This window comes from Kribbella sp. NBC_00709, from assembly GCF_036226565.1.
Taxonomy (GTDB): Bacteria; Actinomycetota; Actinomycetes; order Propionibacteriales; family Kribbellaceae; genus Kribbella.
Genome location: NZ_CP108996.1, coordinates 3,983,715 through 4,009,220, shown reverse-complemented (window position 1 = coordinate 4,009,220; position 25,506 = coordinate 3,983,715). Strand labels below are relative to the sequence as shown.

The following is a 25,506-nucleotide window of genomic DNA, read 5'->3' as shown; positions in this document are numbered from 1 at the left end:
GTCAGTTTCCCTCGTCAGTCGTAGTTGTTGCCGCCAGCGACCAACGTGGTCCTTGCGGTGTGTCCTCGACGACGACGCCGAGCGCCTTCAGCCGGTCGCGGACGGCGTCCGCGGCGGCAAAGTCCTTGCGGGCCCGGGCGGACTGCCGCTGCTCCAGCAGCGCCTTCACCAGCCCGTCGACAACCTCGGTCAGCTCGTCGCCACCCGCGGCGCGCGAGGCCCACGGCTCGGCCAGCGGATCCAGCCCGAGCACTCCGAGCATCCCGCGCACCGATGCGAGCGTCTCCCGCAGCAGCACCGAGTCTCCGTCGGCGACCAGCTTGTTGCCGTCCCGGACGGTGTTGTGCAGTACGGCCACCGCGGCCGGCGTACCCAGGTCGTCGTCCATCGCGGTGACGAAGTCCGCCGGCAGCTCGGCCGCCGACTCGACGCCGCCGGTCACCTCGACGGCCCGGGTGACGAAACCGTCGATCCGCTGGAAGCTCTTCGCGGCCTCGTCGAGCGCCTCGAACGAGAACTCCACCACCGACCGGTAGTGCGACTGCACGAGGTAGTAGCGCAGCTCGATCGGGCGGACCCGCTCGACCACGTTCCGCACGACGGCGCTGTTGCCCATCGACTTCGACATCTTCTCGCCGGCCGTGGTGACGAGCGCGTTGTGCATCCAGAACCGGGCGAACTTCTGCCCGACCGCGGTCGACTGGGCCAGCTCGTTCTCGTGGTGCGGGAAGCGCAGGTCGAGGCCGCCGCCGTGGATGTCGAACTCGTCGCCGAGGTACTTCCCCGCCATCGCTGAGCACTCGATGTGCCAGCCCGGGCGGCCGCGGCCCCATGACGCCGGCCAGGAGGCGGTCCGCGGCGTGGCCTCGGTCCAGCCCTTCCAGAGCGCGAAGTCGCGCGGGTCCCGCTTGCCGCGCGGGTCGGCGTCCTCGGCCGCTTCCATGTCGTCGATCTTCTGGTGCGACAAGGCGCCGTACGCCGGCCAGGACTTCACGTCGAAGTAGACGTCGCCGGATCCGTCCGGTGCGACGTACGCGTGCCCGCGCTCGATCAGCTGCTCGATCAGCTCGAGCATCTCCGGGATGTGCCCGGTCGCGCGCGGCTCGTACGTCGGCGGGCGGCAGCCGAGCACGTCGTACGCCCAGTGCAGCTCGCGCTCGAACTCGTAGGCGTGTGCCCACCACGGGACGCCGCGATCGGCCGACTTGGTGAGGATCTTGTCCTCGATGTCGGTCACGTTCGCGATCACCGTGACCTCGTAGCCGGAGCGCTCGAGCCAGCGCCGCAGTACGTCGAAGACCACTTCCTTGTAGATGTGCCCGACATGCGGGGCACCTTGCACCGTCAGCCCACAGTGGTAGATCCCGACCTTGCCCGGATGGACCGGCTCGAAATCTCGCACTGCTGCTGTCGCGGTGTCGTACAAACGAAGTGTCACCGGTCAAGGGTAACGGGAGGTGACGTTGGTAAATAATCACCTGCACGACAGATTCAAAGGTTGATTCTTTCCCGAGTCGGGTAAGAATGAGTTCCGAGCGCTCTGTCCGCCCCTCATCGCTCTGGAGGAAACCGTGAAGTCCGCCCTTTTCACGGGTGCCGCCGTGACTCTTGGCCTCTTGCTGGCCTCGATCGGCTCCGCCCAAGCAAGCCCGGTAAGCCCGGATGGCACCACCAGTACCGCGTCCCACCAGCCCACCGCCCAGGCCCGTCAGCACGGCATCGAGAAGGCCGGCGACGCCTATATGGGCTGGGTGCAGAACAACACCACGACCATCGCCCCGGCTGTGATGGCCCCTGACGCCACCGTCGAAGGCATCGACGTTTCCAGCCACCAGGGCAATGTCGACTGGGCCGGGCAATGGAACGCCGGTAAGCGGTTCGCCTACACGAAGGCGACCGAAGGCAACTACTACACGAACCCGTACTTCGCCCAGCAGTACAACGGGTCCTACAACGTCGGGATGATCCGCGGCGCGTACCACTTCGCCACTCCGAACGACTCCAGCGGCGCCAACCAGGCCACGTACTTCCTGGCCCACGGCGGTGGCTGGTCCAAGGACGGCAAGACGCTGCCGGGTGCGCTCGACATCGAGTACAACCCGTACGGCGCGACCTGCTACGGGCTGAGCCAGGCCTCGATGGTCAGCTGGATCCGGGACTTCCTGAACACCTACAAGTCCCGCACCGGCCGCGACCCGGTGATCTACACCAACCTCGACTGGTGGAGCCAGTGCACGGGGAACAGCACGGCGTTCAACGCGACCAACCCGCTCTGGGTGGCGCGCTACGCCTCGGCGCCGGGCACCCTGCCGGGCGGCTGGCCGTTCCACACCATCTGGCAGTACAGCTCGACGCCGATCGACCAGGACCGCTTCAACGGCGACCAGTCCCGGCTGGTGGCGCTCGCGAACGGCTGAAAATCTGTTGCGGCGGTCGCATAGTCTCGATCGGTGAGCTACTCGCTGCCGATCGAGACTGACCGCCTGACACTGCGCCGCTACATCGAGACCGACTACGACGACCTGCTGAAACTGCAGGCGAACCCGGACGTCGCCCGTTACCTGCTGCACGACGTGCGGACGCCGGAGGAGGTCAAGGAGGCGCTCGCCGGCCGGATGGCCGACGTGCCGATGGACCGCGACGGCCAAGCGCTCACCGCCGCGGTCATCCTCCGGGACGGCGGCCTGCACCTCGGTGAGGTCACGCTGTTCATGAACAGCGTCGAGCACCGCACCGGGGAGCTCGGCTATGTCTTCCACCCGGAGTCGCACGGCCACGGGTACGCCGCCGAAGCCGCTGTCGAGCTGCTCCGCATCGGGTTCGAACAGCTCGGCATGCACCGGATCATCGCCCGGCTGGACGCGCGCAACACCGGCTCGGCGAACCTGGCGAAGCGTCTCGGGTTGCGCCCGGAGGCCCACTTCGTGCAGAACGAATACCTCAAGGGCGAGTGGACCGACGAACTGGTCTTCGCGTTGCTCGAAGCCGAGTGGGGGCTGCGTCGATCTGAAGCGGGTTCGTAAGTATTTTGCTGCGGCACGCGCTCACATGGCAGCGACTGCCATCGGGGTCTAACGTCGAATTATGACCTCCGCCCGTTCCGTCACCGCCCTGATCGTCGGGGCGGTTGTGCTCAGCGCCGGCGTCCTGCCGAGCGAAGCCGTCAAGGTCGCCCCGGCCCGCGAGATCGCCTACCGCACCTGGACGTCGGCCACCGATTTCCTGGCCGGCGACCAGTTCGGCACCACCGTCACCGACGGCGCCCTCACCTTCGGCACCTCGACCGGCACCACGTCGTACGTCGATCCGTTCGGCGACGGCACTGCCAAGAGCTACGACCAGACCAGCTGGATCTCGCCCCATGTCAGCACCGGCTTCGGGCTGACCGAACTGGTCGCGTCCTGGAACGCGACCACACCGCCCGGGACCTGGGTCGAAGTGTCGATGGCCGGTACGACGAACCTCGGCGCCGCCACCAAGTGGTACGTGCTCGGCAGGTGGTCCGGTGGCGACGACACCGCGGCCGGCGACATCCACCGGACGTCGGTGCCGAGCCAGGGCGACGCGAACGGATCTGTTGCCGTCGACACCTTCCAGGCCGCGACCGGCAAGTGGCTGGACCGCTGGCAGCTGAAGGTCACGCTGTACCGGTTGAGCGGTACGACGCAGTCGCCGGTGGTCCGGTCCGTCGGCGCGATGGCGTCCCGGCTGCCGTCCGACAAGACCGTTGCCGCGAGCCCCCTTGGCGGCGCGGAGGGCATGGTCCTCGACGTACCGACGTACTCGCAGGAGACGCACATCGGCCACTATCCGCAGTGGGACGGCGGCGGTGAGGCCTGGTGCTCCGCGACGTCGACGGCGATGGTGCTGGACTACTGGGGCGCCGGTCCGACCGCGGCCGAGACCGCGTGGGTCGATCCGTCCGATCCGGATCCGCAGGTGGACAACTCCGCCCGGTCCGTCTTCGACTACTCCTACGACGGCGCGGGCAACTGGCCGTTCAACACGGCGTACGCCGGAAGCCGTGGCGTGGACGGGTTCATCACCCGGCTGCGCTCGCTGACCGAGGCGGAGCAGTTCATCAAGGCCGGGATCCCACTGGTGGCCTCGCTGTCGTTCAAGAAGGGCGACCTGCCCGGTGCGGGCTACGGGACCAACGGACACCTGATGGTGATCGTCGGGTTCGACGAAGCCGGCAACGTGGTCGTGAACGACCCGGCGTCGCACCTGATCGCGAGTGACGACCAGGTGCGGACGACGTACGACCGGACCGCGTTCGAGAACGCGTGGGTGCCGCACTCCGGCGGCCTGGTCTACGTCATCCACCCAGAAGGCGTGCCGCTTCCGGCGTCTCCTGCTCCGCAACACAACTGGTGAGCCAGCCCCCCTGAAACGACAGAGCCCGCCACGCCGGGGCGGCGTGGCGGGCTCTGTCCTTGAACGACTAGCGGGCGAACAATGCGCCCGTCAGGTTCGTGGTGAGGTTGCGGAGCGAGTCCGGCAGGTACTGCAGGTGCCAGCCGCGCGGACCGCGGTACCAGGTGAAGCCCTCGTCCTCTTCGTCCGGCGTGCTGTCCGTCGCGACCAGGGCGTCGATCCAGCGCTCCGAGCCGCCCAGCACGACGGCGTACGGCAGAGCGCGCGAGCAGAGCTCGGCGTGCTGGTCGATCGGCAGCTCGCTGACGTCCATCTCCAGCAGCTCACCGCGGATCGCGGCGACCTGACCGAGGACGCGGCCGGCGGCCGGAGCCTTGGCCGGCATGTAGCGACCGACGACGAGCAGGCCGATGCCGACCAGCGTGATCGCGATGCCGAGCAGACCCCAGGTCGACAGCAGTGCCAGCAGCACAGTCGCTACTACACCGACCACAGTGGTGGCGATGCCGATAGTTGCCCACAGCGACCGAGTGCGGTCCGGGCGCTCGCTGAACCAGCCGCGCTTGACCACACCGTCGTACAGCGCGTCCTGGACCTGCTCGAGGTTCGCGCGGACCTGACGGCCGAGCTCCGAGACCAGCACCGAGTCGGCGTCGCCGAAGATCGCGCGGATCAGCACGTTCTCGTAGCGCTGCAGCTCTTCCGACGGCGCGTTCGAGACCCGGCGCAGCTCCCAGTCCGGGCGTGCGTACTCCGTGCTGTGGGCCTGCTCGACGATCGTCATGTGCCCACGGACGGCGAGGTCGATGATCGTCGCGGTCACGTCGACCGGATCGATCCGTTCGTCGATCAGCGTGCCCACCTCGCCGGGCCGCAGGTCCGACGGCGGGGTGAAGTTGATCCGCGCGTCCGTACCGAGGCTGAACAACGACGCCGGTACGACGCGGCGCGGGTCGACCTGGTCACGGCCACGCAGGCGGTACAGGGCGAACAGCGCGAGCGCACCGAGCAGCAGCACGGCCAGTGCGGTGATCAGCTGGGCCGCGTCGGTGGAGAAAGCGCGCTTGAAGGTGTGGCGGTACTCGACGATCGAGTTGGCCGAGATCTGGCCCTTCGGGAAGCCGACCGCCATCCGGACCGTGTTGCCCGGCGGCAGATCGGTCTGCTGGAAGGTCGGACCGGACGTCTCGCCGATCTGCGCCAGCGTGCACGGGATGTTGCTGTCGATCGGGCCCGCGAAGCAGGACACGTGCGAAACCTCAGGCACGCTGTAGACCACGTTCGCCTGCTGGATCGGGATGTTGATCCCGGTCAGCGGCGCGAACCGCACCTCGGTGCCGTCCAGGACCTTGGCCACCGCGCCCTTGACCGTGTACGAGAAGTCGAGCTCCGTCGTACCGCTGCTGACGTCCGGGACCGCGATCGACGTGACGTCGCCGTCGGTCTTGAGCTCGGCCTTCTTGTCCTGACCGCCTGCCTTGACCTGCAGGTCGCCGATCTCCTGCACGTGGTCGATGTCGTCCGGCAGGTGGTCCCGCGTGACGATGAACCGGGTGAAGGTCCCGTTCACGTTGCTGAGCTTCCAGGTCTCCGCGACCCGGAGCAGTCCGTCGCGTTCGACCCGGACCTGGCTGTCGTAGTTGGTCACCACCGGGTCGGCGGCAGCGCTGGATCCGGACGTACCAGCCGCGCCGGCCGGGACAGTGGACAGGCCGAGCAGGCCGAGGGCACACAGGGAGAGCCCGAGGAGACGTAGACGCATCGCCCAATCACACCGTAGAAAGAAGGGGGCAGGTTGACACCGGGCACGATAGCGTCTGCGGGGTGTCAGGCAACCAATGGGGACCGCCTCCCGGGCAATTCGGCCCGCCGGCACAGCAGAGCTACCCGGCTCCTCCCCCTCCCCCGCCCCCGCCCTCGCAGTACTACTACGCGCCGCCGCCTCCGCGCGGACCACAGTTCGGCTGGGGACCGCCGCCGCCCCAGCCGCCGCGGAAGAAGTCAGGTGGCGCTGCACTGCTCATCGTCGCGCTCGTGGCTGTGGTTGCGGCCGGCGGCGTCTTCCTGGTGATCAAGCTCAAGCAGAGCGACGGCCACATACCGACCGCGGCCGCACCACCGACCACGACCTCCGCCACGGTCCCGGCGCCCACTCGGGCGCCGACTCGTGCTGTCCCCACCAAGACGACGACAACCACCGCACCGCCCAAGCCAGTGCGGTCCGTCAATCCGGCGACGTACAACGCGACACACAGGCTCTACAAGACCGGTGTGATGCGGACGGTGAACTGCAAGCAGGCCAAGACCGGTCTGGGCAACGGCGCGCAGGCTGCGGCGTACTTCAAGTCGATCAAGGCCTGTCTCGACCGGGCCTGGCCGCGACAGGTCGCCGCGTCCGGTGGGCGGTTCCGTTCACCCGGTCTGGTCGTCTGGGGCGGGACGGTCAACACACCGTGCGGCAGTGGGCCAGGGCGCTCGTTCTACTGCCCGACGACCCACACCATCTATTTGGAGTCGCCCTCCGTCATCTCCTTCTACAAGCAGAACCCGACGTTCGGCCGGATGGTCGGCAGCTTCACGATGGCCCACGAGTACGCGCACTCGGTCCAGTGGATGACAGGTCTCGGCGAGGCCTACGAGAAGCTGCGGTACGACGCGACGGACGCAGGGCAGCTGCAGCTGAGCCGACGGCTCGAACTGCAGGCCTCCTGTCTGGGCAACGTGTTCCTGGGCGCCAACCGGGGCAGCTACGGCATCACCGGGTACGCGTACCAGATGTGGCTGTACGACGTGAACGGCAGCGGCGACCGGCCGCCGTACCCGCGGGACCACGGCAGCACGACCAACCACGGAGCCTGGAGCCGGGCGGCTTTCGCCAGCCGTAACCCGGCCACCTGCAACACCTGGTCGGCCTCACCCGCCCGGGTAAGTTGAGCCTGGGCTCCGGTAGCGTCTCGACTGTGTCAGGCAACCAATGGGGTCCACCGCCCGGGCAGCAGTACCCGCCCCAGCAGCCACCGCAGCAGCCACCGCCGTGGCAGCCGGGGCCGGGGCAGCAAGGGCCCGGGTACGGCGGACCGCCGCCTGGCCGCCCGCCGCAGGGACCACCGCCTGGTCCGCCGCAAGGCCCGCCGTATCAGGGGCCTGGGCAACCGTTTCAGGGCCAGCCGTTCCAAGGGCAGCCCTTCCACGGGCAGCCGCAGTTCGGCTGGGGCGCCGGACCTGGTGGACCGCGACCGCCGAAGAAGAGCCGCGGCGGCCTGATCGCGCTGTTCGTGATCCTCGGCGTGCTGATCGTCGGCGTGGTCGGGCTGAAGATCGTCTCGTTCACGCTGAAGCACAACGGCGACCCGTCGTACGCCGAGCCGACGACCACGTCGTCGTACAGCCCCACGCCGGAGCCGTCGACCGAACCGTCCGGCCAGCCGAGCACGCAGCCGACCACCAGGCCCACCGTCCGGCCTACGGCCCAGCCGACCACTCAGGCGCCGCGGCCGACCACGTCCCGGTCGACGACGAGCACACCGAAGACCAACCCCGGGCCGAGCGACACCGACCTGGTGCTGCGGAACAAGCTGTACAAGGCCGGCGCGATGAAGTCGGTGAACTGCAAGGAGTCCGGGTCGCGGCCGAGCACGGCGGCCGGCGCCCGGGCCAACTACAAGAACCTGCTGGGCTGCCTGAACAAGGCTTGGTCGCCGCTGATCGCCAAGGCCGGCAGCCGGAACCGGTCGCCGAGCGTGATCACGTTCAGCGGCACCGTCGAGTCGCCGTGCGGGTCGCACAGCGACTCCGGGCCGCCGTTCTACTGCGGCACCAACGACACGATCTACATGAACCTCAGCGAGGACGTCGGGAACTACAACAAGTACACCCAGTCCTATAGCAAGGTGTGGGCGCGGATGTGGATGCTGCACCAGTTCGCCCACGAGTACGGGCACCACGTGCAGAGCATGACCGGCATGCTGTCGGCGTACGCGCGGATCCGGTACGAGCGGGCGACGTACACCCAGGAACTCCAGGACAGCCGGCGGCTCGAGCTGCAGGCATCCTGCTTCTCGGACATCTTCATCGGCTCGAACCGGCGCACCTACCCGATCACCGGGCAGTCGCTGGTCCAGTGGCGGTGGCTGATCGCCAACACGATCGACAACGGGCACGACCACGGCGCCCCGCCGATCCACAACTACTGGGCCCTCCGCGGGTGGAACGGGCGCAACCCGAACGCATGCAACACCTGGGCCGCATCGGCGGCGCAGGTGAGTTAGCGCCGAACTAGTTCGAGACGACTGGCCGGGGTAGCTAGCCTGGTGGGTCCGGATCGCGCAAAGTATGTCCGGGGGAGGCGGCATTCGGCACCCCCACCCAGCAAGGTCGTGAGGAGCATCGATGTCGGACAACTGGAACCAGCCCCCGGGGAGCGACCCGGCTGAAGATCAGCCGGACCGCACACCGGAGCACGGTCCCGGGCAAAACCCCCACCGCCCCGGGGCAGACCGAACCCCACCACAGCCCCACGGTTCGGGCCCGTCAGGTCCCGGCGCGGGGCAGTCCGGTCCCGGTGGTGGGCAGTCCCGGCCTGGGCGCGGGCAGTCCGGTCCTGGGCGTGGGCAGTCCGGTCCTCAGCCGGGTGGTCCTGGCGATGGTCAGGGTGGTCCGGGGCAGTCGTGGTGGAGCGGTGAGACCGACGCCAAGCGCGAGTTCCAGAACCCGTCCCAGAACGAGCAGCCCCCCAACAACTGGTTCGCCGGCGGCTGGAACCCCACCCGCCGAGAACACCCCGACCAGCCCGCGAACCAGCCCGGCCAGCGCGGCCACCAGCAGCCCGGCCCGAACCAGCCGGGTCCACAGCAGTCCGGCCCACAGCAGTCCGGTCCGCAGCAGGGCGGTCCGCAACAGTCCGGCCAGCAGCAGTCCGGGCCGGGCCGCCCAGGCCCCAATCAGCCAGGCCCGACCCGACCAGGTCCGAACCAACCAGGGCCCAACCAGCCAGCCCCGCAGCAGCGCGGACCCCAGCAAGGCGGCCCCCAGCAACGCGGTCCTCAGCAGGGCGGTCCTGGCCAGCCGGGTCCGAATCAGCAGGGTCCGTGGCAGTCCGGCCCACCCCCGGTCGACCCATGGCAGACCAACCCGACGCCGCCTGCCCAGCAGTCCGGCTCGTTCTGGTCTGAGCCCTCGCAACCAGACCCATCCCAGTCTGGCCCGGGACAGCCCGGCTCGTTCTGGTCTGAGCCCGCGCAGCCAGGCCCGGGGCAGTCCGGTCCCTCGCAGTCCGGCTCGCAGCAGGGTGACGGTGGTTCGGGGTGGGCGGGGCAGTCTTGGACGTTGGAGACTGAGACGGGTGACGGCAGCGGAGCCAAGGGCGAGTCACAGTCCGACTCCGACCAGTCCGGGCAGGGCTGGTCGGCTACGGGACAGTCCGACTCGAGTGCTTGGCAGGCCGCACCTTCGCAGCCTGCCCAGCGGGACCAGAACGGCCCGCACTCCGAGGGCTCCTACCTCTGGGGCCCGGCGAACCAGGGCCAGCAGCCGTCCTCCCCGTGGAGCAACGCCCTCCCACCACAGCAGCAGTCCGGCCCCCGCCACGCCGCCCCGCAGGGTGGTCCGGGGCAGATCGGTCCGATGGGTCAGCCTGTCCAGCAGGCGCCCACCTGGCAGTACCCACCGATCCCGATCCCGCTGCCACCGGGCGGCCGCCGTCGCCGGAAGAAGAAGGTCTCGCGCGGTCTCCTGATCGGCCTGGTCGTCCTCGCGGTGCTCGTGGTCGGCTCCGGCATCACCTTGCTGGTCCGCAGCGTCGGCGGCGGCGACCCGCAGGCGAAGGACAACCCGACGGCACCCGTGTCGGAGTCGTCGTCGCCGTCCGAGAGCCCCTCGACCTCGCCGAGCCCGTCCACACCCCGCGGCCCGACGGCCGACGAGGTGGTCAAGGGCAGCGCGCTCTACAAGATCGGTCCGGTCGCCGCGTCGAAGTGCGCGGAGCCGCCGTTCGCACCGGTCACGGTCGCCGCGGCACAGCAGTACTACAACCGCCTGCTGCCCTGCCTGAACCGCACCTGGTGGCTGGCGATGAAGAAGGCGAACCTGCCGTTCCGCAACCCGAAGGCCGTCGTGTACGCCGGCAAGATGCCCTCGCCGTGCGGCATCCAGCGGAGCCTCCGCGCGGCGTACTGCGGTGCGAACGAGACCATCTACCTGCCGTTCAGCGTGGACAACGGGTACTACAAGACCAACCCGGTGTACGCGCGCGCGGTGATGCTCAACAACTTCGCGCACGAGTACGGCCACCACGTGCAGAAGCTGAGCGGGATCCTCGCCTCGTCGATGTCCCGGCAGCAGTCGATGACGCCGAACCAGAAGCTGCTCGAGAGCCGTCGGCGCGAACTGCAGGCGACCTGCCTGGGCGCCGTCTACCTCGGGGCGAACGCGGCGTTCATCCCGATGAGCGGCCCGCTGCTCGCCAACTGGAAGTTCCTGATCCTCCACTCCGGTGACGACTACGCCCGGCCGCGTGTGCACGACCACGGCAACCGGGTGAGCAACTACCAGTGGTCGATCACGGGCTTCAACAGCAAGAAGCCCGACTCCTGCAACACCTTCACCGCAGCGGACGTACGGGTCAACTAGCCCGCAGGCCGCCGCCCGTCAGCCGAAGAGCCGGCGGGCGGTGGTCAGCGAGCCGCCGAACGAAGTCACGAAGTTGCTGAGCGATTCCCCGATGTCGGACAGGTGCCAGTTCTCCGGTCCGGAGTACCAGCCGATGCCCGCGTCGGGGTCGTCGTCGTCATCCGTGGCCGCGATCTCCAGCGCCCACTTCTCGGTCAGTCCGAGCACAGCGGCGTACGGCAGGCAGCGGGACGCGAACTCGAGCCGGTGGCTCTGCGGAAGGTTGGCCGAGGACTCGTTGGCCAAGTAGTGCTGCAGACCGGCCACGCGGCCGAGTACGGCGGCGCCGCGCGCGGTCCGGGCCGGTGCGGCCTGACCGACCAGTGCGAGCACCAGACCAGCCGCCATCACCGCGAAACCGACCAGACCGAACTTGGTGACGATCGCGAGCACAACGGTCAGTACGACGCCCGCACCGAGCAGCACCACGCCCGCTGTGGTCCACCTGTTCCGCACTGCGTCCGGGCGGTTGTTGAACCAGCCCTGCGTCACGACGTCCGCGTACAACTGCTCGCGGACCAGGTTGAGCCGCGGGCGCAGCGACGGACCGAGCGCGGACACGAGCACCGAGTCGCCGTCCGCGAACACCGCGTCCAGCAAGGCCTTCTCGTACGGCAGCAGCTCCGGACCGCCCTGGTGCAGCCGCTGCAGCTCCCAGTCCAGCTTGCCGAAGTGCGACTCGCGCGGCTGCTCGACGATCGTCAGGTAGTTGCGCACGGCAAGGTCCAGCAGCGTGGCGGTGATGTCGACGACGTCGGCTGTCTCGTCCACCACCGTGCCGACCTGGCCGGGCCGGATGCCGTCCGGCGCAGCGAACTGCGGCCCGTCGGCGCCGTCCAGCACCGGACGCTCCGGTGCGCCCTCGCCGACCTTCGCGGCGTCCCGGCCGCGGAAGAACCACAGCCCGACCGCACCGAGCAGCCCGATCCCGAACACGATGACGGCCAGGCCGATCGTGCTCGAGTCCACGGTGAACGCGCGCCCGAGCGACCAGCGGGTCGCGTACTGCGCGTTCGGCTGCACGGTGGCCTGGTCGCTCAGCCCGGTCAGGAACGTCAGCCGGCCACCTGCCGGTACGCCGTTCTGCTGGATCTGCAGGTCGGCCGACTCGCCCAGCTGGGACGACGTACACGGCATGCTCGATCCGGTCCGGCCGGCGAAGCAGGTCACCCAGGTCGCGAACGGGACGCTGACGCTCAGATTGGCGGTCGGGACCGCCACACCGAAGCCCTGCACGATCGGCCAGCTCACCTCGCGGCCCTCGGTCGAGTCGGCGACCACGTTGTCCACGGTGTAGCTGTAGACGATCTTCGACTGACCGGACACGTTCAGCGTGAGCTTGCGGCCGTCGTCGACGCTCTGGTTCTGAAAGCCCTGAGCGGGCTGGCCGTTGACCGTCGCCGACACGTCCTTCAGGTCGTACGTGCGGTCGCGCTCGGAGTCGGACCGGACCCGGGTGGTCAGCGTCCGGCTGAACGTCGTACCGCCGGCGGTCAGGTCGACCGTCTCCTTGACCTGCAGCTGACCGTCCTTGGTCAGCGTCGCGTCTGCGGAGTACGCCGTGATCTGGTCGTCGGCTCGACCCGCTGCCTGGGCGGACACCGGGCTCAGGGCAACGAACAGGCCTGCGACCGGGGCGGTCAGGGAGATCAGCAGGGCAGCCGGGACGAGGCGGCGCTTCGGTGACATGGGTCGAGAGTAGTCTCGTGCCGGTTCGTGCAGCGAACTCGACCGACCAGCCTGGAGGCCAGAGTAGTGAGCAGCCCGTACGGGTACGGCGGCCCGCCGCAGGGCCGGCCACCCGGCCCGCCGCCCGGCATCCTGCCACCGCCGCAAGCCGCACCGTGGCCGCCGCAGCAGGGCCAGTTCCCCCCAGGGCCAGGCCCGGGCGGCCCGATGCAGGGCGGGCCCATGCAGGGCGGCCCGATGCAGCAGTACCCCGGTCAGTGGGCGCAGCCGTACTACGGTCCCCCAGGTCAGTTCAACGGGTTCCAGCCGCCGCGCCGGCGTGGCGGACCGCTGCGGCTGATCCTGCTCGGTTTCGTCCTGCTGGTCTTCATCGGTGTGTCGGTGGCCGTCCTGTCCGCGCTGCTGAGCAAGAGCAGCACCGACGACACCGCGGACCCCGGAGTGACCGGTCCGTCGATCGTGCCGACCCCGACCACGAATCCGCAGAAGGGGACCGCCGAGGACTACCTGCTGAACGCCGACGTCTATCGCACCGGTCCGCTCCCGGAGGAGAACTGCCCGGCGGCGAACCTCGGCAGCGCCAGCCTGGCCGCGCAGAAGGTCTACTACCAGCGGCTCTTCAAGTGCCTGAACGACGCGTGGCGGCCGGTCTTCCACGAGCTCGGCCAGGACAAGCCGGACCCGGGACTCGTCGTGTTCGACCAGCCGGTCCAGACGGCCTGCGGCAACTTCCAGCCGCTGTCCGGCCGCGTCCTGGCCTTCTACTGTTACGGCAACCAGGTCATGTACGTCGACGTGAAGCAGATGAACCGGGCGTTCGGTCCGCAGCAGGACCTCGCGTACCTGATGACGATCGCGCACGAGTACGGCCATCACGTCCAAGGCGTCACCGGACTGTTCTACGCCCGTGCGGTCTATCTGCAGGACCACCCGGACCAGAAGCTGGAGAGCTCGCGGCGGAACGAGTTGCAGGCCTCCTGCTTCGGCGGCGTGTTCAGCAAGGCGGTGGAGAAGTCGTACCCGTTGACGAAGCGGCTGGACGAGTTCAAGGAGCAGTCCAGCAACAGCTTCGGTGAGTCGCCGGACACGCCCGAGGACGAGCGGACGCACGGCCTGGCCACCAGTCAGGGCTTCTGGATCCAGAACGGCTTCAACATCGGCGCCAACAAGGCCTGCGACACGTTCGCGGTCTCGGCGGACCTGGTGAAGTGACCGAACGGCTGATCGGGGGCCGCTACCTGTTGGGGGAACCGCTCGGCTCGGGCGGCATGGGCTCGGTCTGGCGTGCCCACGACCAGCAGCTCGACCGCGTGGTCGCACTGAAGCGTGCGCACCCCGGTGTGGACGATCCGGACGGACGCCGGCTCCGCCGCGAGGCGCGGACCGGCGCCCGGCTGCACGATCCGCATGTGGTGACGATCTTCGACGTGGTGGCCGACGGGGACGAGCACTGGCTGGTGCTGGAGTACCTGCCGTCGCGCAGCCTCGACGAGCTGGCTCCGCTGCCACCCGATCAGGTCGCACGCATCGGCGTACAGATCGCCTCCGCACTGCAGGCGGTGCACGCGGCCGGCATCATCCACCGGGACCTGAAGCCGGCCAACGTCCTGGTGACCTCGGACGGTACGGCGAAGCTCGCGGACTTCGGGATCTCCCGGCGACTGTGGGCGGACGCGACCCTGACCGACAGCTCGACCGTCGGTACGCCGGACCACCTCGCCCCGGAAGTGGCCAACGGCAACGAACCTACGACCGCGTCCGACGTGTTCTCGCTGGGCGCGGTGCTCTACACGGCGCTGGAAGGCCACTCGCCGTTCGGGAGCGACCCCAATCCCCTGGCAGTACTGCGACGCGCAGCGCGGGGTGAACTCGAGCCATTGCATCGAGGTGGCGAGCTGACGCCGCTGATCACGCGAATGCTCGCTGTCGGTCCTCAGAACCGCCCTTTGATCGCTGAGGTCGTGCAGGAGCTCGGCGGTGCTGCGATCGCGCCTGTGAAGAGACGTCGACGGTGGACGATTCCGGTGGCGGCCGGCGGCGTCGCCGTGGTCGTCGTACTCAGCGTGCTGATCGGACGCGCCATGTCGGGATCGTCCGAACCGTCTGAATCGTCGGGATCACCGGGGCCTTCGGCTGGATCCATCGCGCCGGCAACCACGACGCCGACCAGTGGGTCCGCCCCGACGCCGGCAGTCGGGCCGGTCGGGGATCCGCTGACGGTCGATCCGTGCGCGTTGATCGACGAGAAGTCGCTGAGCCGGTTCGGGCAGACCACGCTGGAGCCGGCGTACGGCAACTTCGACCGGTGCGACGTGGTGGTGACCGGCACCGGCGACCAGGAGGTCGACGTACGGGCGGAGCTGAATCTGCCCTACACCGACTCGCCGAGAGGTGCGGTGCAGAAGTTCACCGGCAATCTGCGGACGGTGACACGCGAGACGTCCGGCGGTGACGACTGCGAACGGGTCCTGGTGCTGTCCGACCGCACGCAGATCCAGGTGGAGGCCAAGCACACCGACGGGTCCGGGATGGACGTCTGCGCAATGGCGGAAGCCGTTACACAGAAGGCGATCGGCGTACTGCAGGCCGGTCCGATTCCGCGGCGTACGGAGCCCTTGCCGGCCGCGTCGCTGGCGCACGTCAACGCGTGCACCTTGCTGGACAAGAAGGCGCTCGAGCTGATCCCTGGTGTCGGGCCGCGTCCGGACACGTCGTTCGGGAACTGGTCGTGCGGTTGGGAGAGCACGACCAGTGACCTGTCGGTGGACCTGTACTTCGACCGGAACCAGCCGCTGGACGCGTCGGACGGGCAGCCGATCACAGTGGGCGGGCGGTCCGCGTTCCTGTCGAACGAGAACGACGGTCCGAAGACCTGTGCGGTGGTGATCGTCTACCGGACGTACGTCGAGTCGAACGGGCAGGATGCGGTCGAGTTGGTGACCATGTCTGTCGCTGGTTCGGCGAAGCCCGCCTCACTGTGCGGACTGGCGACAAAACTCGCCCAGGCTGCCGTCCCGAAGCTACCGAAGGCGTGACATGGAGCCGATCCGCAGACTGCCTGCAGACCAGGCCAGCCTGGCTCGCGGCGTACCTGATGCCCAGCCGGGCACGATGTTCGTGCTGAGTGTCGGCGGTGGTCTCACTGTCGACCCAGGACCGCACCGGACGATTCTGTTCGGGCGGAACCGGCCTGAAGTACATGTGTGCGTCGGTGAGGACGATGCGCGAGTCAGCCGGATGCACGGGTCGATCAGCTATCGGACCGGCCAGTGGTGGGTTGCGGTAACCGGACGGCTGCCAGTGCGGTTCCCACGCGAGCGGACACTGTTCGCGGGCGAGGACCCGATGCCGCTCGCCGCCGGGTACACCCCGCTCTTCGTCCAGGGCTCCAGTGGACGTGAGCACCTGCTGGAGGTGTACGTCGTTGGCGACAGCGGCGCACGTCCCGTACTACGGCCACGCGACCCCACCCAACCGCCACGCATCTGGCAGCTGTCTCCAGCCGAGAAGCTGGCGTTGACCGTCGTCGGCCAGCGCTACCTGCTGCACGACCTGCATCCGCTGCCACTGTCCTGGCGACAGGCCGCGGACCAGTTGGCCGAACTGCAGCCGTCGGAGGGCTGGACTGCCAAGCGGGTCGAGCACCTGGTGTCGAACGTCCGCACTCGGCTGTCGCGGGACGGCGTACCCGGTCTGACTCGTGACGAGGTCGGGGAGCCGGTCGGCAACGCGTTGAACGACAACCTGTTCCGGGCGCTGCTGCTGACGACCACGCTGGTCCCGGCGGACCTCGACGTACTGGACGACTGAGCTCGGGAGGGGTCCCCGGCAACCGGACTTAGCTTCCCGGCATGCCCAAACCGATCGCTTCGTCCCCCGCCCGCGACAACTCCATCAACGTCCCTCTGTTCGCCACTTGGTTGGCGTTTGGCTGTACGTGCGTTTGAAGGCGACGCTGAAGGCGAACGGGTCTTCGTAGCCGACCTGGCGGGCGACGGTTGCGATGGTGGCGGTCGTGGTGCGGAGGAGGTCGGCTGCGAGGGTCATGCGCCAGGCGGTCAGGTAGGTGAGCGGCGGCTGACCGACCAGCTTGGTGAAGCGCGCGGCGAAGGTGGCGCGGGACAAGTCGACCTTGGATGCCAACTCCGCGACCGACCAGCGATGCGTGGGGTCTTCGTGGATACAGCGGAGTGCATCGCCCACACCGGGCGCGGTGAGGGCCTGGTACCAGGACGGGAGCTTCGCCTCCGGGCTGGCGCACCATGCGCGGAGTGCGAGCACCAGGACGAAGTCGAGCAGCCTCCGCAGTACGGCGTCCTGTCCCGGCTCCTCGCGGGCGACCTCTGTGGTCAGCAGGTCCAGCGCCGGACGAGTCTGCGGCGTAGCGGACACAACCGCCAGCGGAGGCAGCAGAGCGAGCACCCGCTGGGCGACGTCACCGCGCAGGTCGTACGCGCCACGCACCATGGTCGTCGCCCCGGGCAGTCCGTCGCCGTACGTACGCGGCGCGAGGTACTCGCCCCGCCAGTCCACCGGATCGCCGTCGATCGTGTACTTCTGCCCGCCGCGGATCACGTAGTACGCCGGTGTCGCCGGATCGTCCGCGATCGTGTAGCTGCCGACTCCCCTGATCAGCGCGATGTCCCCAGCGGCCAGGTCACGAGGTACGCCGTCGTCCAGCCGGAGGCATGCGCTGCCGCCGAGCGTCGCGACGACCGAGAGCGACGGTACGTCGGCGTACGTCACGGACCACGGCCCGCGCGCGATGATCTGCCGGACCAGCGCGTCCGTCGCCTGCGCTCGCTGCAGTAGATCGCTGAGGACATCCACCCGCCCACGCTAGACGATCACAAATGGATCGGCGACGCTCTCCCATGGATCGTCTGTGCCGGCTCCAGTTGGCTTGGGTCATGCACAAGTTCCTCGTCCTCGGCGGCACCGGTACCACCGGCCGTCGCATCGCGGACCGCCTCCGGTCCGCCGGCCATTTCGTCCGGACGGCGTCGCGCAACGGCAGCGACGTACGACTCGAGCTCGACGACCCGTCCACGTGGAAGCCGGCGCTCGAAGGCATCACCGCCGCGTATCTCATGGAGCCCACCGTCCGCCCCGGCGACCGTCTGGCCCGCTTCACCGAACGGGCGCTCTCCGAAGGTGTACATCGTCTTGTCCTGCTATCGGCGTCCCTCGCCTCGGACCCTGGCCATCCCCTGCACGGCGTCGAACAGACAGTGCGTGGCTCCGACGCCGAGTGGACGATCCTGCACCCCAACTGGTTCGCGCAGAACTTCAGCGAGGGCCCATGGCTGTCTGCTGTCCTCTCCGGCACTCTCGCTCTGCCCGCCGGTGACGGCCGGACGCCGTTCATCGACGCCGACGACATCGCGGACGTAGCCACCGCGGCCCTGACCACCGCCGACCACCAAGCCCGCACGTACGAACTGACCGGCCCCGAAGCCCTCACCTTCACCGAAGCCGCGAACCACATCACCGAAGCCACCGGCCATCGCGTCGAGTACGTCGCGATGGATCCGGCCGATTACACCGAACAGCAAGTGGCGCAAGGCGTTCCGCGGCGCGGAGCCGAGCTTCTCACCAACATCCTCGCCTCGATCGCCAACGGCCACGGCGGCCGGCCGACCACGGATGTGGAGCAAGCGCTCGGCCGGCCCGCCCGTACTTTCAAGGCATTCGCGCGCGATTGGCACGCAACAAGCGGTTGATGGACACACCCACGTGTTTGCTTCGGGTTATCCAGCTGCTAACCAGGCGGCGTAGTATCCGGCCGTGACGTTGCGACGCGGGGAGTTGGCGACGGCCGCGCGGACGCTGTGGGATGTGCTTGAGGAGACGGCCGACAGGTACGCCGACGAGCCGGCGCTGGACGACGGCACCGTCAGCCTGAGTTATCGCGAACTACTGGCGCAGACGACCAAGTTCGCGGGCCGCCTGACAGCCGCGGGAATCGGCCCGGGCGACCGGGTCGGGATCCGGATCTCGTCCGGACACAACGACCTGTACGTCGCGATTCTCGGCACCCTCCAGGCCGGTGCGGCGTACGTACCGGTGGATGCGGATGACCCGGACGAGCGCGCGGAGCTGGTCTTCGGTGAGGCAGCTGTCGCGGCCACCGTCGGCGACGAGCTCGAGCTGACGGTGACCCGCCCGCAACAGCAGCCGATCGTCGACAACGACGCGGCCAACGGCGCGTTCGACTACCCGTACTCCGCGCGCATGGACGGCGGGAGTACGACGAACTCCCCGCGGCGCACGCCGGGCCCGGAGCCCACCGACGACGCGTGGATCATCTTCACCTCGGGCTCGACCGGCGTACCGAAGGGTGTCGCCGTCAGCCACCGCTCGGCCGCGGCGTTCGTCGACGCCGAGGCCCGGCTGTTCCTGCAGGGCGAGCCGATCGGGCCCGACGACCGGGTCCTGGCCGGCCTGTCCGTCGCGTTCGACGCATCCTGCGAGGAGATGTGGCTGGCCTGGCGGCACGGCGCCTGCCTCGTCCCGGCGCCGCGTTCGCTGGTGCGGACCGGGATGGACCTCGGCCCGTGGTTGGTTGCCCAAGGCATCACTATCGTCTCGACCGTGCCGACGCTGGCCGCGCTCTGGCCGCCGGACGCGCTCGACCAGGTCCGGCTGCTGATCTTCGGCGGTGAGGCCTGCCCGCCCGAGCTCGCCGAGCGGCTCGCGGTCGACGGCCGCGAGGTCTGGAACACCTACGGCCCGACCGAGGCGACCGTCGTGGCCTGCGCCGCTGAACTCACCGGCGACGGCCCGGTCCGGATCGGTCTCCCCTTGGACGGTTGGGATCTGGCCGTAGTAGATGCTGCTGGCAACGAAGTCGCCGACGGTGAGATCGGCGAGCTGATCATCGGCGGCGTCGGCCTGGCCCGGTACCTCGACCCGGTCAAGGACGCCGAGAAGTTCGCGCCGATGCCGACCCTCGGCTGGGAACGCGCGTACCGCAGCGGCGACCTGGTCAAGTCCGATCCGTTGGGCCTGCTGTTCCAGGGCCGCGCCGACGAGCAGGTCAAGCTCGGCGGCCGCCGCATCGAGCTCGGCGAGGTGGACGCCGCCCTGCAAGCCCTGCCCGGGATCTCCGGCGCCGCGGCCGCCGTCCGCAACAGCGCCGCCGGCAATCAGCTCCTCGTCGGGTACGTCGTACCGGACGACCCGGCGTCCTTCGACAACGCCAAGGCGACCGAGCGGCTGCGCGAAGCGCTGCCCGCGGCGCTGGTGCCGTTACTCGCCGTCGTCGACACGCTGCCGACCAGGACGTCGGGCAAGGTCGACCGCAACGCGCTCCCCTGGCCGCTGCCCGGGATGGACAGCGACGGCCCGGCCGCGGAGCTGACCGGCACCGCCGGCTGGCTGGCCGAGCGCTGGACCAAGGTCCTCGGCGCCAAGGTCACCGGCGAGGACAACGACTTCTTCCTGCACGGCGGCGGCAGCCTGGCCGCGGCCCAGCTGGTCTCGGTGCTCCGCGAGCGGTTCCCGGACGTGACCGTCGGCGACATCTACGAGTACCCGCGCCTCGGCGCGCTCGCCGAGCGGCTCGACGACTTCCAGCCGGCCGCGACGGAGCCGGTCGAGCTCCGTGACATCCGGCCGACCCCGAAGAGCACCCAGCTCCTGCAGACCGCGCTGACCCTGATCCTGCAGACGGTCGTCGGCGTCCGCTGGCTGGTGTACGTCTTCACACTGAACAACCTGCTGGCCCAGCTGATCGAGCCGCTGCCCTGGGCGCGGACCGTGTCGTGGTGGTGGATCCTGGCCGGCTGGCTGATCCTCATCAGCCCGGCCGGCCGGATGGGCATCGCAGTACTCGGCGCCCGGATCCTGCTGCGCAACCTGAAACCCGGCACGTACCCGCGGGGCGGCACTGTCCACGTCCGGCTGTGGGCCGCGGAGAACCTGTCCGACGCTGCCGGCGCCGCCAATCTGGCAGGCGCGCCCTGGATCGCGTACTACGCCCGTGCCCTCGGCGCCAAGGTCGGCCGCGGTGTCGACCTGCACACGCTGCCGCCGGTGACCGGCATGCTCACGATGGGCCGCGGCGCCTCGGTCGAGCCCGAGGTTGACCTGGCCGGCTACTGGATCGACGGCGACCAGCTGCACGTCGGTCCGGTGACTGTCGGCGCTGAGGCCGTCGTCGGCTCCCGCAGCACGCTGCTCCCCGGTGCGGAGATCGGCCGGAACGCCGAGATCGCGGCCGGCTCGGCCGTCTCCGGCAAGGTGCCGCCCAACGAACGCTGGTCCGGCTCCCCCGCGGCCCGGATCGGTCGCGCCCGGCACCCGTGGCCGGATCATCGCCCGGCCCGCGCTCCGTGGTGGGTCGCGGCGTACGGCGCCCAGTCCGCGATCATGTCGTTGATCCCGGTGGCGGCCGCGGCGGCAGCGTTCGTCGTACTCGGACAGGCCGTGAAGGGCACGCAGACGCTCGGCGACGCGGCGCTCCGGGCGCTGGCCGTGGTCCCGCTGATGACACTGGTCGGCTTCGCGACGATGGCTGTCCTGACGCTGATCGGCGTACGCCTGCTCGGCATCGGGATCAAGCCCGGCCACTACCCTGTCCGCAGCCGGATCGGGTGGCAGGTCTGGGCGACCGAGCGGCTCCTCGACTCGGCCCGCACCTTGCTCTTCCCGCTGTATGCGAGCCTGCTGACCCCGTGGTGGCTGCGGGCGCTCGGCGCGAAGATCGGCCGAGATGTCGAGGCATCGACCGTGCTGCTGCTCCCGAAGATGACGACGGTCGGTGAGGGAGCGTTCCTGGCCGACGACACGATGATCGCGTCGTACGAGCTCGGCGGCGGCTGGCTGCACGTGGCCGGCGCGAAGGTCGGCAAGCGCGCGTTCCTCGGCAACTCCGGGATGACCGCGCCGGGCCGGAGCGTCCCGAAGAACGGGCTGGTCGCGGTCCTGTCCGCGGCCCCGAAGAAGTCCAAGGCCGGTACGTCGTGGCTCGGTTCGCCGCCGGTGAAGTTGCGCCGGCAGGCCGTCGCGGGTGACCAGAGCCGGACGTTCAACCCGCCGTACAAGCTCAAGGTCGCGCGCGCCCTGGTCGAGCTGTGCCGCTTCGTGCCGATGATGTGCACGGTCCTGATCGCGCTCGGGGTGCTGTTCGCGCTGCAGGCGCTCGACATCTGGCTCGGTCCGTGGCCGGCGCTGCTGCTCTCCGGTGCGGTGATCCTGGCCGCCGGCGCGGTCGCGGGCGGCATGGCAACGGTCGCCAAGTGGCTGATCGTCGGCCGGACCCGCGCGGTCGAGTACCCGCTGTGGAGCTCGTTCGTCTGGCGCAACGAGGTGGTCGACAGCTTCGTCGAGCTCGTCGCCGCGCCCTGGTTCGCCAACGCCGCCGCCGGCACCCCGGTTCTCAACCTGTGGCTCCGGTCGCTCGGGGCCAAGATCGGCAAGGGCGTCTGGTGCGAGACGTACTGGTTGCCGGAGGCGGATCTGGTCACCCTGGGCGACGGCGCCACGGTGAATCGCGGCTGCGTGCTGCAGACGCACCTTTTTCATGATCGAGTTCTCTCCATGAGCACAGTCACCTTCGGGCCCGGGGCAACGCTCGGGCCGCACGGCATCGTCCTGCCGGCCGCGAGCGTAGGAGCGGGAGCTACCATCGGGCCGGTGTCTCTCGTGATGCGTGGTGAAGGTGTGCCGGCCGGGACCCGGTGGGCAGGGAACCCGATCGGTCCCTGGCAGGGCTGATGGTTGACCCGTATGTGCCCACCCATGGAAACCCCGGCTACCAGGTCGAGTCGTACGACCTGGAGCTGGACTATCGGGTCAACAGCAACCGGCTGAGCGGCAAGGCAACGATCACGGCCTTCGCCACCCAGGCGCTGTCCCGGTTCAGCTTCGACCTGTCCGGTCTGCGGGCGTCGAAGGTGCTGGTCAACGGCCGCCGCCCGCAGCGGTACACCCAGCGCGGCGGCAAGCTCTACATCACCGCGAACCTTCCGGACGGCGCCGAGTTCACCGTCGACATCCAGTACGGCGGCAACCCGAAGCCCGAGGACAGCCCGTGGGGCGAGCTCGGCTGGGACGAGCTCACCGAGGGCGTGATCGTGGCCAGCCAGCCGAGCGGCGCGGCCACCTGGTTCCCGTGCAACGACCACCCCGGCGACAAGGCCCACTACCGGATCGCGATCACCACCGACTCGCCGTACCAGGTCGTCGCGAACGGGCGGCTGGTGTCGCGCCGGGTCAAGGCGAGCCGGACCACCTGGGTGTTCGACCAGGCCGCGCCGATGGCGACGTACCTCGCGACCGTGCAGATCGGGCCGTACGACGAGGTGGATCTGGCCACGTCGCCGGTGACGATCAAGGGCGTGCTGCCGGGCCGGCAGACCCGCGAGTTCAAGCACGACTTCGGGCGGCAGCAGGACATGATGAAGCTGTTCTGCAAGCAGTTCGGCCCGTACCCGTTCGGCGGGTACACGGTCGTGGTGACCGACGACCCGCTGGAGATCCCGCTCGAGGCGCAGGGCATCTCGGTGTTCGGCAGCAACCATGTCGACGGGCGGCGCGGGTCGGAGCGGCTGGTCGCGCACGAGCTGGCCCACCAGTGGTTCGGCAACAGCCTGACCCCGGCGAGCTGGCAGCACATCTGGCTGAACGAGGGCTTCGCATGCTACGCCGAGTGGCTGTGGTCGGAGGAGTCACGCGGCCTGACCGCCGACCAGCAGGTCGCGAAAGCTCACTCGCGGTTGAAGGGTCTCCCGCAGGACCTGATGCTCTCGGATCCCGGTCCGGAGCTGATGTTCGACGACCGGCTCTACAAGCGCGGCGCGATCACCCTGCACGTACTGCGGAAGCACCTGCGCGACGACGCATTCTTCGAGCTGCTGCACACCTGGACCAAGGTGCATCGGCACGGCTCGGTCACCACCGCCGACTTCATCGCGCTGGCCATGACCTTCAGCCCGGACGAGGAGGCCCTCCGCCACCTGCTCGCCGCCTGGCTCGACTCCTACGAACTACCGCCACTGCCCCGGAGGCGCTGACCGTTGAGATTCGGGATCGAGTTCTTCGGTGGGATGGCGGCGATCATCGTGATCGTGATCGTCGCCGGCCGTCACCTCCGGCATCCGGGTTCACCGAAGGGGCCGACCTGGCATCACATCGTCCTGGGCTGGGTGCTGCTGGCGGCAGCCGGCGCGCTCTACACCTTCCCGCCGCACGACATCGTGCTCTCTGTCCTGGTGCTGGTTCTGGGCGTCGGCTTCCTGGTGATGGGAATCGCGACCCTGGGCGGCGGCAACTTCGGGTACTTCGGCGCGCTGGCCGGCGGCCTCGCCGCGGTGCCGTTCGTGATGACGCCGACGCCGGTCGCACTGTCCCAGGTCGGTACGACGATCACCTGCCACGTCCGCGGGTACGACGGTGACCCGGTGTACGGGTTCACCGCGGACTGCCCGAACGGCCACAGCTACGACTTCACCAAACACGGCTCGCACGACTTCCCCGGCGGCAAGGTGCCGGTCATTCTCGACCCGCACGGCGTACTGCAGCCGGAGTTCGCCGGCGAGGAGAACGTGACCGCTGACCTGGTCGGCGGCATCCTGTGCCTGCTCGTCGCCGCCGGCATCATCGCGGCCGCGGCAGTCCACAACCGCCGCCTGCACGGCAACGTCCGGCATGTCGTGAAGCCGGGCTTCAGCTCCGGTCCCTAGGCAACGTCAGCCGGAACAGCGCGTCGTCGTGCGCGGTCAAGGTCCCGCCATGGCGCTCGGCGATCTCACGGGCAATGGCCAGACCGAGACCGCCGCGCCCAAGCCCGGCGTCAAGCCGAGCAAGCCGGCCGAGTCCACCAAGTAGCCGGACCAGGGCGGGGTGCCCTCACGCCCCGCTCTGCCGGGCCACCTCGGCGGCGGCTTTCACGAAGCGTTCGGTGAGGGGGGTCCTGGTCGCCCAGGCGGTCCCGGTCCACCAGGTGGCCGCGCGTCCGGGCAGCGGTACCAGGCGGACCTCCGGCGGTGCGATCCGCTCGGCCGACTGCGGTACGACGGAAGGCCCGGCGCCGGCCGCGGTCAGCGCCAGCACGGTCTGCAGATCACCGGCTTTCCTGGAGTACTTGCGGATGGCAACCAAGCTCGGCGTACAGGCTGTTGATCTGCGCGGTCAGGCCCGGACCCCGCGACGGGGTCAACCGGATCAGCGGGCGGGAGTCGATCCAGCTGACCAGGTCGCGGGGGACGTCCTGCGCGGCCGGAACCGCGAGGGTGAGCCGATCCCGCCGTAACCGAAGGTGTTCGAGACCAGCCGGCACCGGCAGTCGCACGAACCCGATCTGCAGGCTCCCGGCCAGCAACCGCTCACACTGCACCGACGACGGCAGGTCCTCGAGCGAGATCGTCACTCCCGGCCACCGGCTCCGGAACAGCGCGACGGCCCGCGGAGCCAACTCGATCCCGGACAACCCGAACCCGATGGCCAGCGAACCCTCGGTCCCCGACGCGACCTGGACGGCGCGTCGTTCGAAGGCCTCGGACCGATCCAGCAACTCCAGAGCGTCAGGAAGCAGCAGCTCCCCGGCCTGCGTCAGCCGGGCACCGTGCCGGCCCCGGCTGAACAGCGCCGCGCCGATCCGGCGCTCGAGGACCTGGATCTGCTTGGTCAGCGCCGGCTGACTGGTCGACAGTTCCTCGGCCGCGGCGCCGAAGTTCCGCAGCCTGGCCACGGTGACGAACGCCCGGAGCAGACGGAGATCCATAACCTCAGGATATGGAATCGCCTTCAACAGCTATTGGACGTCATGGA

At 69.4% G+C, this 25,506-nt stretch carries 20 protein-coding genes; 13 read left to right on the top strand and 7 right to left on the bottom strand.

The window, feature by feature from the left end:
- Position 1 precedes the first annotated feature (1 nt).
- Positions 2-1,438, bottom strand: coding sequence for a cysteine--tRNA ligase (cysS, locus tag OHA18_RS19750; RefSeq protein WP_329005615.1), 1,437 nt, complete (start codon positions 1,436-1,438; stop codon positions 2-4).
- A gap of 163 nt (positions 1,439-1,601) precedes the next feature.
- Here cysS and OHA18_RS19745 point away from each other — a divergent pair, with 163 nt between their 5' ends.
- The 3 genes from OHA18_RS19745 to OHA18_RS19735 all read left to right on the top strand — a co-directional run bounded on the left by OHA18_RS19745 (position 1,602) and on the right by OHA18_RS19735 (position 4,377).
- On the top strand, positions 1,602-2,417 hold the full coding sequence (locus tag OHA18_RS19745; protein ID WP_329005614.1) for a lysozyme: 816 nt from the start codon (positions 1,602-1,604) through the stop codon (positions 2,415-2,417).
- Positions 2,418-2,450: 33 nt separating this feature from the next.
- Positions 2,451-3,023 carry a GNAT family N-acetyltransferase gene (locus OHA18_RS19740; protein ID WP_329005613.1) on the top strand — a complete coding sequence of 191 codons (573 nt, stop codon included), beginning with the start codon at positions 2,451-2,453 and terminating at the stop codon, positions 3,021-3,023.
- Positions 3,024-3,084: 61 nt separating this feature from the next.
- Positions 3,085-4,377 carry a peptidase C39 family protein gene (locus tag OHA18_RS19735; protein ID WP_329005612.1) on the top strand — a complete coding sequence of 431 codons (1,293 nt, stop codon included), beginning with the start codon at positions 3,085-3,087 and terminating at the stop codon, positions 4,375-4,377.
- 67 nt (positions 4,378-4,444) lie between these two features.
- Here the strand turns inward: OHA18_RS19735 and OHA18_RS19730 are convergent, their stop codons facing one another.
- On the bottom strand, positions 4,445-6,139 hold the full coding sequence (locus OHA18_RS19730; RefSeq protein WP_329005611.1) for a DUF2207 domain-containing protein: 1,695 nt from the start codon (positions 6,137-6,139) through the stop codon (positions 4,445-4,447).
- Between the two features lie 272 nt (positions 6,140-6,411).
- Between OHA18_RS19730 and OHA18_RS19725 the strand changes: the two genes are divergently transcribed.
- Both OHA18_RS19725 and OHA18_RS19720 read left to right on the top strand, forming a co-directional pair.
- On the top strand, positions 6,412-7,311 hold the full coding sequence (locus tag OHA18_RS19725) for a neutral zinc metallopeptidase (protein ID WP_329005610.1): 900 nt from the start codon (positions 6,412-6,414) through the stop codon (positions 7,309-7,311).
- Positions 7,312-7,337: 26 nt separating this feature from the next.
- A complete protein-coding gene (locus tag OHA18_RS19720) occupies positions 7,338-8,645 on the top strand; it encodes a neutral zinc metallopeptidase (RefSeq protein ID WP_329005609.1) in 1,308 nt (435 codons plus the stop codon).
- A 262-nt stretch (positions 8,646-8,907) separates the two neighbouring features.
- Here OHA18_RS19720 and OHA18_RS19715 read toward each other — a convergent pair whose 3' ends face one another.
- A complete protein-coding gene (locus OHA18_RS19715; protein ID WP_329005608.1) occupies positions 8,908-9,411 on the bottom strand; it encodes a hypothetical protein in 504 nt (167 codons plus the stop codon).
- A 291-nt stretch (positions 9,412-9,702) separates the two neighbouring features.
- Here OHA18_RS19715 and OHA18_RS19710 point away from each other — a divergent pair, with 291 nt between their 5' ends.
- A complete protein-coding gene (locus OHA18_RS19710; protein WP_329005607.1) occupies positions 9,703-11,004 on the top strand; it encodes a neutral zinc metallopeptidase in 1,302 nt (433 codons plus the stop codon).
- Between the two features lie 18 nt (positions 11,005-11,022).
- Here OHA18_RS19710 and OHA18_RS19705 read toward each other — a convergent pair whose 3' ends face one another.
- The gene (locus OHA18_RS19705) at positions 11,023-12,732 is read right to left on the bottom strand and encodes a DUF2207 domain-containing protein (protein ID WP_329005606.1); all 1,710 of its coding nucleotides are present in this window, start codon (positions 12,730-12,732) and stop codon (positions 11,023-11,025) included.
- A gap of 66 nt (positions 12,733-12,798) precedes the next feature.
- Between OHA18_RS19705 and OHA18_RS19700 the strand changes: the two genes are divergently transcribed.
- The 3 genes from OHA18_RS19700 to OHA18_RS19690 are packed head-to-tail and all read left to right on the top strand — an operon-like array spanning position 12,799 to position 16,542.
- Positions 12,799-13,944, top strand: a complete 1,146-nt coding sequence (locus OHA18_RS19700; protein WP_329005605.1) for a neutral zinc metallopeptidase — start codon at positions 12,799-12,801, stop codon at positions 13,942-13,944.
- On the top strand, positions 13,941-15,767 hold the full coding sequence (locus tag OHA18_RS19695) for a serine/threonine-protein kinase (protein WP_329005604.1): 1,827 nt from the start codon (positions 13,941-13,943) through the stop codon (positions 15,765-15,767). Before OHA18_RS19700 ends, OHA18_RS19695 begins: the two co-directional genes overlap by 4 nt.
- 1 nt (position 15,768) lies before the next feature.
- Positions 15,769-16,542: a hypothetical protein gene (locus tag OHA18_RS19690; protein WP_329005603.1), complete on the top strand. Its 774-nt coding sequence runs from the start codon at positions 15,769-15,771 to the stop codon at positions 16,540-16,542.
- Between the two features lie 84 nt (positions 16,543-16,626).
- On the opposite strand, the gene OHA18_RS19685 is transcribed toward OHA18_RS19690, so the two are convergent.
- On the bottom strand, positions 16,627-17,562 hold the full coding sequence (locus OHA18_RS19685) for an AraC family transcriptional regulator (protein ID WP_329005602.1): 936 nt from the start codon (positions 17,560-17,562) through the stop codon (positions 16,627-16,629).
- 80 nt (positions 17,563-17,642) lie between these two features.
- On the opposite strand from OHA18_RS19685, the gene OHA18_RS19680 reads away from it, so the two are divergent.
- The 4 genes from OHA18_RS19680 to OHA18_RS19665 all read left to right on the top strand — a co-directional run bounded on the left by OHA18_RS19680 (position 17,643) and on the right by OHA18_RS19665 (position 24,419).
- Positions 17,643-18,455 (top strand): NmrA family NAD(P)-binding protein, encoded by an 813-nt coding sequence (locus OHA18_RS19680; protein WP_329005601.1) that lies wholly within the window; start codon positions 17,643-17,645, stop codon positions 18,453-18,455.
- Positions 18,456-18,519: 64 nt separating this feature from the next.
- A complete protein-coding gene (locus OHA18_RS19675) occupies positions 18,520-22,452 on the top strand; it encodes a Pls/PosA family non-ribosomal peptide synthetase (protein WP_329005600.1) in 3,933 nt (1,310 codons plus the stop codon).
- A complete protein-coding gene (locus OHA18_RS19670) occupies positions 22,452-23,750 on the top strand; it encodes a M1 family metallopeptidase (protein WP_329005599.1) in 1,299 nt (432 codons plus the stop codon). The genes OHA18_RS19675 and OHA18_RS19670 overlap by 1 nt, the downstream gene beginning before the upstream one ends.
- Positions 23,751-23,753: 3 nt before the next feature.
- The gene (locus OHA18_RS19665; protein WP_329005598.1) at positions 23,754-24,419 is read left to right on the top strand and encodes a hypothetical protein; all 666 of its coding nucleotides are present in this window, start codon (positions 23,754-23,756) and stop codon (positions 24,417-24,419) included.
- A 166-nt stretch (positions 24,420-24,585) separates the two neighbouring features.
- On the opposite strand, the gene OHA18_RS19660 is transcribed toward OHA18_RS19665, so the two are convergent.
- Positions 24,586-24,789: a hypothetical protein gene (locus OHA18_RS19660; protein WP_329005597.1), complete on the bottom strand. Its 204-nt coding sequence runs from the start codon at positions 24,787-24,789 to the stop codon at positions 24,586-24,588.
- A gap of 10 nt (positions 24,790-24,799) precedes the next feature.
- Positions 24,800-25,459, bottom strand: a complete 660-nt coding sequence (locus OHA18_RS19655; protein WP_329005596.1) for a LysR family transcriptional regulator — start codon at positions 25,457-25,459, stop codon at positions 24,800-24,802.
- Positions 25,460-25,506 lie beyond the last annotated feature (47 nt).